Raw genomic sequence first — 15,135 nt, 5'->3', positions numbered from 1 at the left:
AGCTTCCTTATCATTGACCTGCCTGCTACCACAAATAATCAGGTTTACAAGTAAAGTCAATAAGCTGACATGGGAGGAAGCTAAAAAATAGTGAATCAGGGGCAATATTAGGGGCGTTAACCCCTAAAAATCTAGCAAAGTGTAGCGATAATCACTTGGTCAGCATTAAATAGCGCTGTAATTGAGTCGTTAATCGCCAGCTTTAACGCATCAACTTCTTGATTTGATAAGGTGGAGCAGAGTGTTTCTCCACCCGCTAAAGTGACAAGGATTTCGCTGTTTTCAGGGCCTCTTTCGAGGGTTGAAACGGTGCCTGAGAGTTGATTATCAAAATGGGTTTCGCTTGGTTTCTTGGTCAGTTTTACCCATGGTGCTTTAATCAGGGCGAGGACTTCTTTTCCTTCAACTAAGCTAAGGCGGTTAGCGCTAGATTCGGTGAGTGCGGCGTTAATGACGGTTTTCTTGTCGGCCAGTTTTACTTGAACGTGCTGTAAAACATGGTTGTGATCTCGTGCAATCAGAGTGCCGAAAAACTGGTTGCGGGCACTGGTTTGCAATGAAAAGCGAGAAATTGCAGCGAGCAGGCTATCAAGGGGAAGGCTATCATCTTTGAGCACATCAAAAGCTTTTTGTTGAATTTGCCCCAGTAAATCATAGAGCTGGATTAATCTTTCCCCATACTGGGTGAGCGTGGTTCCGCCACCACCTTTGCCTCCGGTTGATCTATCTAACAGAATGTCATCGGTGAGTTGGTTCATTTCATTGATGGCATCCCACGCACTTTTATAGCTGATCCCTGCAAGTTTAGCACCTTGGCTAATTGACCCTGTTGCTTTTATTTGTTTTAGTAGAGCAATTCGGCGAGGGTCGGCAAATAAACTTCCCTGTAGCTTCAATGTAAGTAAGATTTCGGCCTGCATTGTTAAGATCTCCCTGCTAGGATTGTGGCGGCAAAGGCAAAAAGCACGTTTAGTATCTTGCTAGTATAATAATTTGTCTAAAATAGTATGCAATATAATGCTATTGTGCGTTATTATTTTTGTTATATCGATTTTTCCCTCGTCAGCGTATCAGAATGCTGGTGAGCACAGTATCACTGAAGAGGCTTAGATGTTAGAACTTATCAAAAGTTTGGGCTTTGCCCTGTTAATGGTTCCGGTTGTAATGGTATTGATCATGGGTCTGATCTATGGCTTAGGTTCATTCTTTAACCTATTGTCTAAAGCGCATGTTCCGCATCACCATAATACTGAAAATAAGTAATACATAGCGAGCTTAGCTCGAATTAATCCTAGCCCCTTGATTGTGCATGCAGTCAAGGGGCTTTTCGTTTTAGAAAAGCGCTTTAAAATAAATGATGTTGATCATCGTAGTAGTTTGAAAACAGTTCCCTGCGGTTCTGAATATTAAATTGCTGCTGTTCTTCAATGGATTTTTCTGGGAAATCTTCATGGAATGCTTTGAGGATCTCTATTGGATCTTGTTGTGTGTTCTCAGTTAATTTTTTGATTGCTTCAAGAACAAATAGCCCACAACCATTTGGCACGTATTGTTGAATATCCCCTTCAATAAAGGTCATATTATCACCAGCCCCAACAACTTGAGCGGCATCCATGAGTTGTTCACGAATTTCGGGCGTGAGTTCAGTGAATGAATTGAATACCACACTATCGGTTTTCTGTGTCAATTGATCTCGATAAAGTGCAAGAAAAATCCAATGTTCGTGGACATTGATGGGGAATAATTCAAGTTGATTCAATCCCTGCGAATTTTTCTCTTTTTGTTCAATATTTTCCTTCAAAAAATCTAACCCACTTAGAGTAAGAGGCATTGCGCTATTGATGGTTACATTAGATGGTAAGGCGTTGAGGACTTTATTCGCTGAATTAATTTCATCGCTGGTGACCATTCTATTTGTATCCCAAAGTGTTGATCCAGTTTTATCATCTTTGAATAACAAGGAGCTTAACCTAATCTTATCCATGAGATTCTTTATGGATGAACCAATAATATAGAGGAGCTTAGACGGTTTTTTTAGCTTTGAATCGTCAAAGTGGTTTGCAAGTTTTTTGTCGTTAAATAATTGGTATAACGCCTCACTGGTTTTCTGGATTTCCTTATCAATCCCTTTCTTTGCTGGCTGTTTACCACTGAATAAATCGAATAGGATATTTTCGGCTTTTTTTCCTGAAGGGTCTTGGCGTAGGGCGATATTGTGCAGTAACTCAATGCTGTTTAAATTTCCATTTCCGGCCTGTTTTCCCAAAACATCCAACGTTTCTGGATTGACCTCTTCATCAAATAATCGATTAAATTGTTTGGTCGTTAATCCGCTTATGTAATTATTTTGGGTTGGAGCACGTACTACCTGTGTGGGAATCATACCTTTTCCTTTTTTCATGACGCATGGCAAAAAAATTGAATTAAACATTCAAATGTAAATGATTTGTGCCGATAAAATTACAAAGGAAATATATGTAAGGCTATATAAAAGCGATGATGCTCAGACCCAAAAAATCCTGCGGTGTAATGAGCATGATAAGTATCCCATTGAGAAAAAGTGGATGAGTTCTTGAGCTAGCACACCTTTATGTATTGTTTGACTTTAAGTTAACGTTGTATCTTGATATATATAGCGTGTTAAATAATACAATGGTGGATTAACATGAAAAAAGGTTTGATATCTCTGGTTGCGGGTGCCACGTTAACACTGACTATGGCAGGTAATAGCTTCGCGGCTGAAAAAATTACCGTGTTTGCAGCAGCGTCACTGACTAATGCACTGAATGAAATTTCAGAACAATATAAGAAAGAAACGAATGTTGAAGTGGTGGCTTCTTATGCTTCTTCTTCAACGCTGGCTCGCCAGATTGAGCAAGGTGCACCGGCAAACATGTTTATCTCTGCTGACCAGCAGTGGATGGACTTTGCGATTGATAAAAATCTGATGGTTAAAGATACCCGTTATACTTTATTAGGTAACGAGTTAGTGTTGATTGCACCGAAAGATTCAAAAATCGATAAAGTGGAAATTAACAAACAGACCGATTGGAAAAAACTGTTAGATGGTGGCCGTTTAGCAGTCGGTGACCCTGACCACGTTCCTGTTGGGATCTATGCGAAAGAAGCATTGACCTATTTAGGGGCTTGGGAAACCGTTGACCCATTATTAGCACGTACTAACAACGTACGTAGCGGCATGGCGCTAGTTGAGCGTCAAGAAGCACCATTAGGTATTGTGTACGGTTCTGATGCTGTTGCAAGCCAAAAAGTAAAAGTAGTGGGTATTTTCCCTGCTGACACTCATAAACCTGTTGAATATCCAATGGGAATTGTGAAAGATCAGGATAATAAAGCGACCCGTGACTACTATGAATACCTGAAAACCCCCGCGGCTTCAGAAATATTCAAGCGTTACGGCTTCACTCCAAATCAAAAATAATTAAGAGATCATATCGTTGCAGATGTTAAGTCCTTATGAATGGGAAGCGATTTACCTCAGTTTAAAAGTTTCCAGCGTGGCGGTGCTATTTAGCTTACCGTTTGGTATTTTGATGGCTTGGGTATTAGTCCGCTGCCATTTTCCTGGCAAAACATTGCTCGACAGTATTATCCACTTACCACTGGTGCTACCGCCAGTGGTAGTGGGGTATTTGCTTCTCGTCAGTATGGGTAAGCGAGGATTTATTGGCGAATGGCTGTATGACTGGTTTGGTTTCAGTTTTACATTCAGTTGGCGAGGTGCTGCATTAGCATCGGCGGTGGTCGCATTTCCATTAATGGTGAGAGCGATACGCTTAGCGCTAGAAGCCGTAGATAAAAAGCTGGAACAAGCTGCACGAACCCTTGGCGCGAGCCCATTAAGAGTTTTTTTCACGATCACCATTCCATTATCGTTACCGGGAATTATCGTCGGTACGGTTTTAGCGTTTGCACGTTCTCTTGGCGAATTTGGGGCAACTATTACGTTTGTGTCTAATATTCCAGGGGAAACTCAGACAATCCCACTTGCTATGTATACGTTGATAGAAACGCCGGGAGCAGAAACTGATGCGGCGCGTCTGTGTATTATTGCGATTGTCTTAGCCTTAATTTCGTTATTAATTTCAGAATGGCTGACCCGTTGGGGCAAGAAGCGTCTGGGGGTAGCCTAATATGTTAGAACTAAATTTCGCTCAAAGATTGGGTGATTTACAAATGGAAGTGAATACCCAGTTACCCACGGAGAGCATCACGGCAGTTTTTGGATTATCCGGTGCGGGAAAAACATCACTAATCAACGTGATAGGCGGATTAACTAAGCCAAATAAAGGGCGTATCGTTCTAAATGGACGCACGCTGGTGGATATCGAAAAAGGGATCTGCTTGCCCCCTGAAAAGCGCCATATTGGCTATGTTTTCCAAGATGCTCGGTTATTTCCCCACTACCGCGTAAAAAGTAATTTACGTTACGGTATGGCGCCGCAAATGAAAGAGCGATTCGACGATATCGTTGAATTGTTGGGGATTGAAAAATTACTAAATCGTTTCCCAATGACCCTATCCGGTGGGGAAAAACAGCGAGTGGCAATTGGGCGCGCATTATTAACAGCGCCTGAAATTTTGCTGATGGACGAGCCATTAGCTTCTCTTGATCTTCCTCGCAAGCGTGAATTATTGCCTTACTTAGAAAAGCTCTCCCAAGACGTTAAAATCCCGATTTTGTATGTCAGTCATAGCCTCGATGAAATCCTGCGTTTGGCGGATAAAGTTATCGTCATGGCGCAAGGTAAAGTGAAGGCATTTGGCCCCCTAGAAGAGGTATGGGCAAGTAGCGCGCTACGTCCTTGGTTACAGCAAGAAACCTTGAGTAGCGTGTTGAGTGTGGAAGTGCATAGCCAGCACCCTGATTATCAGATGACGGCGGTAATGGTTGGCAATCAAAAGTTGTGGATCCCCCGCGTCGATGTAGATAAAAACAGTGCGTTACGGTTACGCATTGATGCCTCTGATGTCTCGTTAGTGCTTGAAAAACCTTCAGTGAGCAGTATTCGTAATATTCTTTCTGCGGAAGTGGTGGAATGGATAGAGGATGGCGAGCAAGTGGATGTGAAGTTAGATTTGGGGGATGAGCACTATTTATGGGCAAGGATCACGCGCTGGGCTAGGGATGAACTTTCGATTCGTAAAGGACGGAAGGTGTTTGCGCAGGTTAAGTCGGCATCCCTTTCTAAAACATTCTAAAGGCTCGTTGTTCTTCACACCGCAGCGTTGTTGCCTTCATTAACTCGCCCTAGTCATATACACAAGTATACGCTTAGGGATGAGTGAATTTGTCGCCTAGCTGCAATGCGAATAACTTAGAGCCTTGCATTGAGTTGTTTTACAAAACATATTTGCGGATCACTTCGGCGATACCCGGTTCGGTATTCACGCGAGTGACTAGCTTCGCTTGCTGTTTGATTTCATCAACGGCGTTGCCCATAGCAACCCCGAGGCCTGCGGTTGTTAGCATACTTAAATCATTGAAATTATCGCCGAAAGCAACCACATCATTCATACTCATGCCTTGGGCTTCGACCCATTCTTTCAGGCGCTGACCTTTGCTATTGCCTTTGCGACCCACATCCACCTGATCTTCCCACGACCATTCGCAATCCAAGTCTAATTCTGACTCAATTTCACGAACAATATCGTGCAGGCGTTGATGGTCTGGTGAGGTGACAGCGAATTTCCAAATGTACTCATATTGGTTGAGTGCATGAGCGAAATCTTCGATAAATTCAAAAGTTGGGCGCTGGTGCTGAGGTAAAGATTGCGCCCAATTTAATGTCCGCGTCACACCTTCAGTTTTCGTGTGATACAGCATCGCATTATCAACATACATTAAATGTTGAATATCAGAGCCGCGCAGTTTTTCAATCAGTAAAGCAGCGGAATCCACCGTCATTGGGTTGGATTTAAGGACTTTTTTACCTAAATAGTCATACAGATAGGTACCGTTACAGCAAATTGCAGGGGTATCTAAGTCAAGTGTCTGATAAAACGGATGAATGGCCACATGGTGGCGACCTGTCACAATGATGACTTTTACCCCTTGTCGACGGGCTTCATTCAGGACTTCTAAAGATTCGGGCAGAATTTTTTTCTGGTGATCAAGTAGCGTTCCATCGAGATCAAGGGCAATAACACGGTATGACATAAACGACTCCATATGATTTTTTTCGGATTCATTTTAGGGCTTTATGATAACTGAAGTTGATTAGTGTTTATACACTAAACTGTGCGGAGCTGGTTTTTAGTGGTTATTGGGTTTTTAGCCGTAATTTGTTTTTTTAGCGGCAATTTGATTTTTTTTCGGTATAGTCAGTCAATCATTTCATTCGATGATTTTACTATCAATCAAGGAGTCAGGATGGATCAGGTTGTTTATGTTGCCAGCCCAGAAACCCAACAAATTCACGTTTGGGCGATGAATCAAGTGGGCGAACTCTCACTACTGCAAACCGTGAGTACGCCAGGGCAAGTACAGCCAATGGTGGTGAGCCACGATAAAAAGCATCTGTATATCGGAGTTGGTCCTCACTTGAGCGTTGTGACCTATGATATTGAACCTCAAGGTACATTACGTTTTAAAGCACAAACCTGCGTACCAGGAAAACCTGTGCATTTATCGCTGGATAATAGCGGTAAATTCCTGTTTGTCCCTTCTTATCACCAGCACAATTTAGCGGTATTACCGATTGGCTGTGACGGGGTTGCAGGAGCACCAATTCAAGTGATCGAAGGATTGCGCCATCCGCATTCATCCCATATGGACGCTGATAATCAGCAGCTGTGGGTGCCATGCCTAGGCGAAGATCATATTCGCCTGTTTGATCTGACAGAAAATGGCTATTTAACTGAAGCCACAGCGGATCAAATCACGACAGCATCGAAAGCAGGCCCTCGTCATTTAGCGCAACACCCTCAAGAAAAAGTGATTTACTGCTTGAATGAACTAGATTCCACGATCAACGTTTACCATAAATTTACGCGTTACCGTGAAATGCAGAATATAGCGTTGTACCCTGAGGGAAATCAGAGCCAGCGTTGGGCGGCGGATATTCATATCACGCCAAATGGTCATCATTTATATGCGAGTGAACGCTCAGAAAGTTACTTAGCTCACTATCAAGTGTCTGAGAATGGGCGCGAGTTAAGTTTAGTCGGACGCTACCCAACACAAGCGCAGCCTCGTGGTTTTAATATTGACCCATCAGGGCGTTTCTTGGTGTCGAGTGGACAAAAATCCGATCATATTTCAGTGTCAGAGATTGACTCTATCACTGGAAAATTAACTGAATTAGCGCGTTATAAAGCCTCTGCGGGCTGTATGTGGGTGACATTCCGTTAATTGTTGACAAGCCTGCCGCTGTGTGAATAACCCAGCGACAGGTTTCATTACGCGGTAAGCACTTTTTCCATTGCTTGAGTTATTTTACTCAGCTGCTCTGGGGTAATAATATACGGCGGCATCACATAAATAAGCTTACCAAATGGGCGTACCCATACCCCTTCAGCCACAAAAATTTTCTGCAATTCGGCCGTATTGACTGGATGTTTCATCTCAATCACCCCAATAGTGCCTAGCACCCGAACATTTTGAACACTGGAATAACGGGCAAGGGGAAGTAACTCCGTTTTCAGTCGCTGCTCAATGTTGGCAACAGTCTCTTGCCATGGGCTTTCTAGCAATAATTTCAAACTGGCATTGGCAACGGCGCAGGCCAATGGGTTCCCCATAAAGGTCGGTCCGTGCATAAAGCAGCCAGCTTCCCCATTACTGATGGTTTCCGCGACATGGCGAGTGGCAATGGTGGCCGATAGGGTCATATATCCCCCCGTCAAACCTTTACCTAGGCACATGATATCAGGTGAAATTTCCGCATGCTGGCAAGCAAATAACTTTCCGGTACGACCAAAGCCAGTGGCGATTTCATCTGCAATGAGCAGTAATCCGTAATGGTCACAAAGCTCACGAACGCCTTTGAGGTAATTAGGATGATAAAAACGCATTCCGCCCGCACCTTGAACGATGGGTTCTAGGATGATCGCGGCAATGTCTTGATGATTCTCGGCAAGTTGACACTTGAGTGGCTGAAGATCATTTTCATTCCATTCATCATGGAAACCACATTGAGGCGCATCGACAAAAATATGAGGCGGCAAATAACCTTTGTATAAACCGTGCATGGAGTTGTCAGGATCACACACCGCCATCGCACCAAAAGTATCGCCATGATAACCATGACGTAAAGTGAGAATGCGCTGGCGCTTTTCACCGCGAGCTTGCCAGTATTGTAGCGCCATTTTTAAGGAAACTTCTACGGCGACGGAGCCAGAATCTGCAAGGAAAACACACTCTAATGGCTCAGGGGTGATGGCAACCAGTTGTTTGCATAATGCAATGGCAGGTGGATGGGTAATACCCCCGAACATCACGTGGGACATTTTCGCCAGTTGGTCAGTGACCGCTTGATTGAGTACCGGGTGATTATAGCCATGAATGGTTGCCCACCATGATGACATTCCATCCACCAGCCTTCTACCATCTTCCATAATCAGCTCAGCACCTTCTGCGGCAACGATTGGGTAGGCAGGAATAGGGTGGCTCATTGAGGTGTAAGGATGCCAAATGTGCTTGGCATCAAAAGCAATATCACAGCTGTCCATAATTATCTTTCGTCAACTTTTTTTAGGTCATTTAGTTGACATGATAATCGCAATATTTAAACTGGCAACAACTTTTTCAACTGGAGAGTTCCCGTGAGCCAACTAAAACAGTGGACAATAAAACAAGCTAACGAACTGTTTTCAATGCCGTTTTTCGAATTACTATTTCAAGCACAGCAAGTACATCGCCAACATTTTGACCCGCAACAAGTGCAAGTGAGCACGCTGCTATCTATCAAAACAGGGGCATGTCCTGAAGATTGTAAGTATTGCGCTCAAAGTGCGCGGTATAAAACGGGCTTAGAAACTGAGCGCTTGATGGAAGTCCAGCAAGTGGTTGAATCGGCGAAAAAAGCCAAAAATGCGGGTTCCGCGCGTTTCTGTATGGGCGCAGCATGGCGTAATCCGAAAGAGCGTGATATGCCTTACCTTGAAATGATGGTCAAGGAAGTGAAAGCACTAGGAATGGAAACGTGCATGACGCTGGGGATGATTGATGATTCGCAAGCAGGTCGCTTAGCGGATGCGGGGTTGGATTACTATAACCATAACCTTGATACCTCACCGGAATATTACGGCAATATTATCACCACGCGAACTTACCAAGACCGTTTAGATACGCTGGATAATGTGCGTAATGCGGGAATTAAAGTCTGTTCAGGTGGCATTTTGGGCCTAGGTGAAAAAGTCAGTGACCGTGCGGCATTACTCGTGCAGCTGGCGAACTTACCAAAACCACCAGAAAGTGTGCCTATCAATATGTTGATGAAGGTTGAAGGCACGCCAATGGCAGATAACGACGATGTCGATCCATTTGATTTTATTCGTACTATTGCTGTAGCGCGGATTATGATGCCAAGCTCCTATGTGCGTTTATCCGCAGGGCGCGAGCATATGAACGAGCAAACCCAAGCGTTGTGCTTTATGGCGGGTGCGAACTCTGTTTTCTATGGCTGCAAACTGTTAACCACGCCAAACCCTGATGAAAATAAAGATATTGCGCTGTTTAAAAAGCTGAATATCAACCCTGAGCGTATTGAAATGGAAGACGCGGAAGATCTGCAAGCAGCTAAATTGGCAGAAACGCTGTTAACCGCGGACAATGCGCAATTTTATAACGCGGCAGTCTGATGGGCTGGGCATCGTTTATCGATAGCCAATTGCAGAAGCGTAAAGACGCTTCTGCATGGCGTGAGCGCAGATGTATTGAAAAAAGCGCTGGGCGGGAACTCCATTTTCAAGGCAAAAGCTACCTGAATTTTTCGTCGAATGATTATTTAGGGCTTAGCCAACACTCCGACATTATCCGTGCTTGGCAGCAAGGTGCGCAAGAGTATGGGGTTGGAAGTGGTGGCTCTGGGCATATCACGGGGTTCACTCGCGCTCATCACCAAGCGGAGCAGAAACTGGCTGATTGGTTGGGTTATCCACGTGCCATTTTGTTTATCTCCGGCTTTGCCGCTAACCATGCCGTGATCACTGCGTTAATGATGGCGGAAGACCGTATTCTGGCTGATAAACTCAGCCATGCTTCTTTGTTAGAAGGGGCTATGCATTCCCAAGCCCAGTTACGGCGCTTTGGTCACAATAACGTTGATTCCCTCGAAAAGTTAATTAGTAAACCCCATGAAGCGAAAACGTTAGTGGTGACGGAAGGGGTGTTCAGCATGGATGGGGATAGTGCGCCACTTGATGAACTGCAAACACTGGCTCACGCCCACGATGCATGGTTAATGGTCGATGATGCTCATGGACTTGGGATCTGGGGTCAACAAGGGCGTGGTAGCTGTGATGCATACGGTATTAAGCCCGAGATTCTTGTGGCTACGTTTGGTAAAGCCGTTGGCGTTAGCGGGGCTGCGGTGTTGTGTGATGAACGTACTGCGGCCTTTTTAATTCAAGCGGCTCGCCATCTTATTTACAGCACCTCAATGCCTCCGGCTCAAGCCGTCGCTATCTCGGCGGCGATAGAAAAAATTCAACAAGCGGACGAGGAACGGGCTCAATTACAGCGCAATATTCGCTATTTTAGGCGCCAGCTTAATTTACCGGATATGCAGTTGGTGGATTCAAATACGGCTATCCAACCGCTGATTGTCGGGGATAATGAAAAGAGTTTGCAGTTATCACAATTCTTGCGTGAGAAAGGCATTTGGGTTCAAGCAATTAGACCGCCAACGGTTCCTCCAGGGAGTGCCAGATTACGCATGATATTAAGCGCCGCTCATCAGCAAGACGATATCGACAAATTATTGGAGGCTCTCAATGAGTTTGTCTTTGTATCATGATGAGGCGAGTTTATCGCGAAATATTCGAGAAAAAACCAAGATAGCTTCCGCATTTGGGCGTGCAGCCTCACGCTATGATTCTCTAGCTAGCTATCAACAAAATAGCGGTAAGCGGCTGCTTGGCTTGTTAGAAAGCCACGGGACAATAGAGACGCCTATGTTTTCTCTACAGGTATTAGATGCGGGCTGTGGGACAGGATTTTTTAGCCAAATTATCAAACAGAGGGGAGCGCATGTGACGGCGCTTGACCTCTCTGCCGGCATGCTAGATGTCGCGCGAAACAAGCAAGCGGCACACCGTTATGTCTGTGGGGATATGGACGCGCTTCCTTTTGAGGATGCCAGTTTTGATTGGGTATTTTCGAATTTAGCCATTCAGTGGTGCGATGATCTATCTCATGTTCTAAGCGAGCTATATCGTGTGACCAAGCCAGGTGGCGTTATCGGGTTCACCACATTAGCGGAGCACTCCCTTGGTGAACTCTCGGTGGCTTGGAAAGCGTTAGATGATTCCCCTCATGTTAACCGTTTTTTACCCTACTCAAAGATTGTTAAGAGCTGTCAGGCGTGGCGTAGCCAACTTTATCAACAAGCGGATACGCTCTATTTTTCTAACCTCATTGAATTGCTTAATTCGGTGAAGGGAATCGGCGCAACTCACTTAACTGCGGGTCGCCAACCGGGGCTGATGACACGTCAGCGTTTGCAGCAACTAATCGAGGTATACCCAAATACCGAGAAAGGGCTGCCATTAACCTATCAAACTGTATTTGGAATTATTTATCGTGACTAAAACGTATTTTGTAACCGGAACCGATACTGAAATCGGCAAAACGATGTCGAGTTGTGCATTGTTACAAGCGGCTAATCTGCAAGGGCTGAAAACCGTAGGGTATAAGCCAGTTGCTTCAGGTAGCGAAATGACGGCACAAGGTTTGCGTAATAGTGATGCACTACAGCTTCAAGCGAATAGCCGCATTAGCGTGCCTTATGAGCAAATCAATCCCATCATTTTTGAAGCGCCAACGTCACCACACATTGTGAGTGAAAAAACGGGTCAGCCCATTGAATTTTCTGTGATGACTCAAGGGCTAAAACAGTTACAGAAGCAGGCTGAATGGGTACTAGTGGAAGGTGCTGGCGGCTGGTATACCCCATTATCTGCCGAACAAACCTATGCAGATTGGGTGGTTGAGCTGCAGTTACCCGTGATTTTGGTGGTTGGTGTGAAGCTTGGGTGTATTAACCATGCGGTATTAACCGCGCAAGCTGTGAAAGCCTCTGGGTTATCTTTAGTTGGCTGGGTTGCGAATGAAGTGGAGCCTGCGGGCACATATCAACAAGAATATCTCACTGCATTGAAGCGTATGATAGGTGCGCCATGCTTAGGGATCATCCCGCATATCGAAAGCCAATCTACCGATTGTTTAGGGCAATATTTAGACCTTTCCTTCCTTTAAGATCCCTTAAAAATCGTCATAAACCCGCTATACAATTAGGTATGGCGGGAATACGCCTTTGACTTGTTTTTGCCGATCTTTTTTAACGTTAATGATCCTTTTTTTGTCAAGTTTCATCGGGAAAATACTAAGTAGTTTCCGTAAAAAAACAGAATATTTTTCTTTTGTCGCGAATGGAGAGTAAAAACACTTTCACCATTTCGCCATATTTCTGTCATTTTATCGCCAAACCGTAAAATGAGCATGTTACGGGAGTGCATGAGACGGAAGGGCTTCCAGAGTTATCCACTATTTCTGTGGATAACCTTGTGAATTAACATTCAAAAACCATTCTGATGCTAGGTGACAAGCGGCTTTGCCTTTATTTGATGTGATTCTGGGCTTTTATATAATTTCATTTAAATACAAATAGTTAAATAAAAGCAAGCGTTCTATTTAGATTTGCGTTAAAGCCAAAAAGTCTAAAAGCATAAAATATCCACTTTCGAAAAGGTCAAGTTTTATTTTGGGGATAACATTTTCGTAAACAGATTTCAACCTCATAAAAAGGAAATTTATCGCCAGTACTTGAAGCTGGTTTTTTATCCAGTATCATAGGCGAGAGATTATTAAAGAGGCATAACTATGAGCAAGGATTTTAAACTGTATTCTGATTTTCAGCCGGGAGGCGATCAGCCTGAGGCGATTCGTAAATTAAGAGAAGGGTTAGAAGATGGTCTTGCTCATCAAACCTTGTTAGGGGTTACGGGGTCAGGTAAAACATTTACAATTGCTAACGTTATCGCTCAAGAAAATCGTCCAACGATGTTGATGGCGCATAACAAAACCTTGGCTGCGCAACTCTACAGCGAAATGAAAGCCTTCTTTCCTGAGAACGCAGTGGAGTATTTTGTTTCTTACTACGACTATTATCAGCCTGAAGCGTATGTTCCCAGCTCTGATACCTTTATTGAGAAAGATGCTTCGGTAAACGAACATATCGAGCAGATGCGTTTGTCTGCAACCAAAGCTTTACTTGAGCGCCGTGATGTTATTGTAGTGGCATCGGTCTCTGCAATTTATGGGTTGGGCGATCCGGACAGTTATTTGAAAATGATGCTGCACTTGACTGACGGCATGATCATTGACCAGCGCTCTATTTTGCGCCGCCTCGCAGACTTGCAATATACCCGTAATGACCAAGCGTTTACGCGAGGGACTTTCCGTGTTCGTGGTGAAGTGATCGATATCTTCCCTGCAGAATCTGATGAATATGCATTAAGAGTTGAACTTTTTGATGACGAAGTGGAGCGATTATCGTTGTTCGACCCGTTAACCGGAGCTATTCAACATCGCGTACCACGCTTTACCGTGTACCCTAAAACTCACTATGTGACGCCAAGAGAACGAATTCTTGAGGCGATGGAAAATATCAAAGTCGAGTTAGCTGATAGGCGAAAAGTGTTGTTAGAGAATCATAAGCTACTGGAAGAGCAGCGGATCACTCAGCGCACCCAATTTGATTTGGAAATGATGAATGAGCTGGGCTACTGCTCCGGCATTGAAAACTATTCACGTTATCTTTCGGGTCGTGCTCCGGGCGAGCCACCACCAACATTATTTGATTATTTGCCCGCTGATGGATTGCTGGTTGTGGATGAGTCTCACGTAACCATCCCTCAAATTGGTGCGATGTATAAAGGTGACCGTTCTCGTAAAGAGACTCTCGTAGAGTATGGTTTCCGGCTGCCTTCTGCCCTTGATAACCGCCCAATGCGTTTTGAAGAATTTGAAGCTTTAGCGCCTCAAACTATCTATGTCTCTGCGACACCGGGTAATTACGAGTTGGATAAATCAGGACAGGAAGTGATTGAGCAGGTAGTTAGACCGACAGGGCTGCTTGATCCGCTGATTGAAGTACGCCCGGTGGCTACGCAGGTGGATGATTTGCTATCCGAAATTCGTATTCGCGTCCAGAAACAGGAGCGTGTGCTGGTCACCACCTTAACCAAGCGCATGGCGGAAGATCTCACCGAATATTTAGAAGAGCATGGGGAGCGTGTGCGTTATTTGCACTCGGATATTGATACGGTTGAGCGTGTCGAAATTATTCGTGATTTACGCCTCGGCGAGTTTGATGTACTGGTTGGGATCAACTTATTGCGAGAAGGTTTGGATATGCCAGAGGTTTCGCTGGTGGCTATCCTTGATGCTGATAAAGAAGGTTTCTTACGTTCAGAGCGTTCACTGATCCAAACCATCGGTCGTGCAGCGCGTAACTTGAACGGTAAAGCCATTTTGTATGGGGATAGGATCACTAACTCCATGGAAAAAGCAATTGCTGAGACAGAACGACGTCGTGCCAAACAGATGGCGTTTAATGAAGCCCATGGGATCACGCCTAAAGGCTTGAACAAGAAAGTGGGGGATATCCTCCAGATTGGTCACAAAGTGGGTGGAAAAGGGAAAGGGCGCGGTAAAGAGAGCATCAAAGATGAATCTCTGCTTAATGTCCAATCCATGTCAACGAAAGAGCTGGAGCAGCGTATTTCTCAGCTTGAAGCACAAATGTACAAGCATGCTCAAGACTTGGAATTCGAAGCTGCGGCGCGAGTGCGAGATGAGTTACAAACACTACGAAACCAATTTATCGCCAATTCGTAATTAACAATGAATAGTAAAGGTAGAGCTCAGCAAAATACTTGCGCTCTACC

The 15,135-nt window shown here is 44.4% G+C and carries 14 protein-coding genes; 10 read left to right on the top strand and 4 right to left on the bottom strand.

Annotated features, from left to right (window positions below; translation table 11 throughout):
- Nucleotides 1-131 precede the first annotated feature (131 nt).
- Nucleotides 132-920 (bottom strand): molybdenum-dependent transcriptional regulator, encoded by a 789-nt coding sequence (gene modE / locus GKR48_RS15080; protein ID WP_154628665.1) that lies wholly within the window; start codon nt 918-920, stop codon nt 132-134.
- 190 nt (nt 921-1,110) lie between these two features.
- Between modE and GKR48_RS15075 the strand changes: the two genes are divergently transcribed.
- On the top strand, nt 1,111-1,263 hold the full coding sequence (locus GKR48_RS15075; protein WP_036950553.1) for an AcrZ family multidrug efflux pump-associated protein: 153 nt from the start codon (nt 1,111-1,113) through the stop codon (nt 1,261-1,263).
- Nucleotides 1,264-1,345: 82 nt separating this feature from the next.
- Here the strand turns inward: GKR48_RS15075 and GKR48_RS15070 are convergent, their stop codons facing one another.
- A complete protein-coding gene (locus tag GKR48_RS15070) occupies nt 1,346-2,401 on the bottom strand; it encodes an ElaD/SseL family deubiquitinase (RefSeq protein ID WP_195848262.1) in 1,056 nt (351 codons plus the stop codon).
- A 264-nt stretch (nt 2,402-2,665) separates the two neighbouring features.
- Here GKR48_RS15070 and modA point away from each other — a divergent pair, with 264 nt between their 5' ends.
- From modA to modC, 3 genes are read left to right on the top strand one after another with little or no spacing between them, the layout of a single operon-like run.
- Nucleotides 2,666-3,442, top strand: a complete 777-nt coding sequence (modA, locus tag GKR48_RS15065) for a molybdate ABC transporter substrate-binding protein (protein WP_036950547.1) — start codon at nt 2,666-2,668, stop codon at nt 3,440-3,442.
- 22 nt (nt 3,443-3,464) lie between these two features.
- Complete coding sequence (gene modB / locus GKR48_RS15060; protein ID WP_036950542.1) at nt 3,465-4,154, top strand: molybdate ABC transporter permease subunit; 690 nt, start codon at nt 3,465-3,467, stop codon at nt 4,152-4,154.
- A 1-nt stretch (nt 4,155) separates the two neighbouring features.
- Nucleotides 4,156-5,223: a molybdenum ABC transporter ATP-binding protein ModC gene (gene modC / locus GKR48_RS15055; RefSeq protein ID WP_154628663.1), complete on the top strand. Its 1,068-nt coding sequence runs from the start codon at nt 4,156-4,158 to the stop codon at nt 5,221-5,223.
- Nucleotides 5,224-5,362: 139 nt separating this feature from the next.
- Here modC and GKR48_RS15050 read toward each other — a convergent pair whose 3' ends face one another.
- A complete protein-coding gene (locus tag GKR48_RS15050) occupies nt 5,363-6,181 on the bottom strand; it encodes a pyridoxal phosphatase (protein ID WP_154628661.1) in 819 nt (272 codons plus the stop codon).
- Between the two features lie 213 nt (nt 6,182-6,394).
- Here GKR48_RS15050 and pgl point away from each other — a divergent pair, with 213 nt between their 5' ends.
- On the top strand, nt 6,395-7,375 hold the full coding sequence (gene pgl, locus GKR48_RS15045; RefSeq protein WP_154628660.1) for a 6-phosphogluconolactonase: 981 nt from the start codon (nt 6,395-6,397) through the stop codon (nt 7,373-7,375).
- Between the two features lie 47 nt (nt 7,376-7,422).
- Here the strand turns inward: pgl and bioA are convergent, their stop codons facing one another.
- Nucleotides 7,423-8,694, bottom strand: coding sequence for an adenosylmethionine--8-amino-7-oxononanoate transaminase (bioA, locus tag GKR48_RS15040; protein WP_154628659.1), 1,272 nt, complete (start codon nt 8,692-8,694; stop codon nt 7,423-7,425).
- A 93-nt stretch (nt 8,695-8,787) separates the two neighbouring features.
- Between bioA and bioB the strand changes: the two genes are divergently transcribed.
- From bioB to uvrB, 5 genes are all read left to right on the top strand, one after another.
- Entirely contained in the window at nt 8,788-9,825 is a 1,038-nt protein-coding gene (bioB, locus tag GKR48_RS15035; RefSeq protein WP_336431180.1) for a biotin synthase BioB, read from the top strand.
- Nucleotides 9,825-10,982 carry an 8-amino-7-oxononanoate synthase gene (gene bioF / locus GKR48_RS15030; RefSeq protein ID WP_154628658.1) on the top strand — a complete coding sequence of 386 codons (1,158 nt, stop codon included), beginning with the start codon at nt 9,825-9,827 and terminating at the stop codon, nt 10,980-10,982. Before bioB ends, bioF begins: the two co-directional genes overlap by 1 nt.
- Nucleotides 10,960-11,775 (top strand): malonyl-ACP O-methyltransferase BioC, encoded by an 816-nt coding sequence (bioC, locus tag GKR48_RS15025; RefSeq protein ID WP_154628657.1) that lies wholly within the window; start codon nt 10,960-10,962, stop codon nt 11,773-11,775. Before bioF ends, bioC begins: the two co-directional genes overlap by 23 nt.
- A complete protein-coding gene (bioD, locus tag GKR48_RS15020) occupies nt 11,768-12,442 on the top strand; it encodes a dethiobiotin synthase (RefSeq protein WP_272521297.1) in 675 nt (224 codons plus the stop codon). The genes bioC and bioD overlap by 8 nt, the downstream gene beginning before the upstream one ends.
- Before the next feature lie 624 nt (nt 12,443-13,066).
- A complete protein-coding gene (uvrB, locus tag GKR48_RS15015) occupies nt 13,067-15,085 on the top strand; it encodes an excinuclease ABC subunit UvrB (RefSeq protein ID WP_036949781.1) in 2,019 nt (672 codons plus the stop codon).
- Nucleotides 15,086-15,135: the final 50 nt, after the last annotated feature.

Origin of the sequence: Providencia sp. wls1943 (genome assembly GCF_009706275.1) — a bacterium.
GTDB lineage: Bacteria > Pseudomonadota > Gammaproteobacteria > Enterobacterales > Enterobacteriaceae > Providencia > Providencia zhijiangensis.
The sequence above is the reverse complement of the archived record's forward strand: the minus strand, read 5'-3'. Positions and strand labels throughout refer to the sequence as shown.

Excerpts from the sequence above, each read along its gene's own strand:
- modA (WP_036950547.1), top strand. The coding sequence starts at position 2,666 with ATGAAAAAAGGTTTGATATCTCTGGTTGCGGGTGCCACGTTAACACTG.
- GKR48_RS15050 (WP_154628661.1), bottom strand. The coding sequence starts at position 6,181 with ATGTCATACCGTGTTATTGCCCTTGATCTCGATGGAACGCTACTTGAT.
- bioF (WP_154628658.1), top strand. The coding sequence starts at position 9,825 with ATGGGCTGGGCATCGTTTATCGATAGCCAATTGCAGAAGCGTAAAGAC.
- modE (WP_154628665.1), bottom strand. The coding sequence starts at position 920 with ATGCAGGCCGAAATCTTACTTACATTGAAGCTACAGGGAAGTTTATTT.
- modB (WP_036950542.1), top strand. The coding sequence starts at position 3,465 with ATGTTAAGTCCTTATGAATGGGAAGCGATTTACCTCAGTTTAAAAGTT.
- pgl (WP_154628660.1), top strand. The coding sequence starts at position 6,395 with ATGGATCAGGTTGTTTATGTTGCCAGCCCAGAAACCCAACAAATTCAC.
- modC (WP_154628663.1), top strand. The coding sequence starts at position 4,156 with ATGTTAGAACTAAATTTCGCTCAAAGATTGGGTGATTTACAAATGGAA.
- GKR48_RS15070 (WP_195848262.1), bottom strand. The coding sequence starts at position 2,401 with ATGAAAAAAGGAAAAGGTATGATTCCCACACAGGTAGTACGTGCTCCA.
- GKR48_RS15075 (WP_036950553.1), top strand. The coding sequence starts at position 1,111 with ATGTTAGAACTTATCAAAAGTTTGGGCTTTGCCCTGTTAATGGTTCCG.
- bioA (WP_154628659.1), bottom strand. The coding sequence starts at position 8,694 with ATGGACAGCTGTGATATTGCTTTTGATGCCAAGCACATTTGGCATCCT.
- bioC (WP_154628657.1), top strand. The coding sequence starts at position 10,960 with ATGAGTTTGTCTTTGTATCATGATGAGGCGAGTTTATCGCGAAATATT.
- uvrB (WP_036949781.1), top strand. The coding sequence starts at position 13,067 with ATGAGCAAGGATTTTAAACTGTATTCTGATTTTCAGCCGGGAGGCGAT.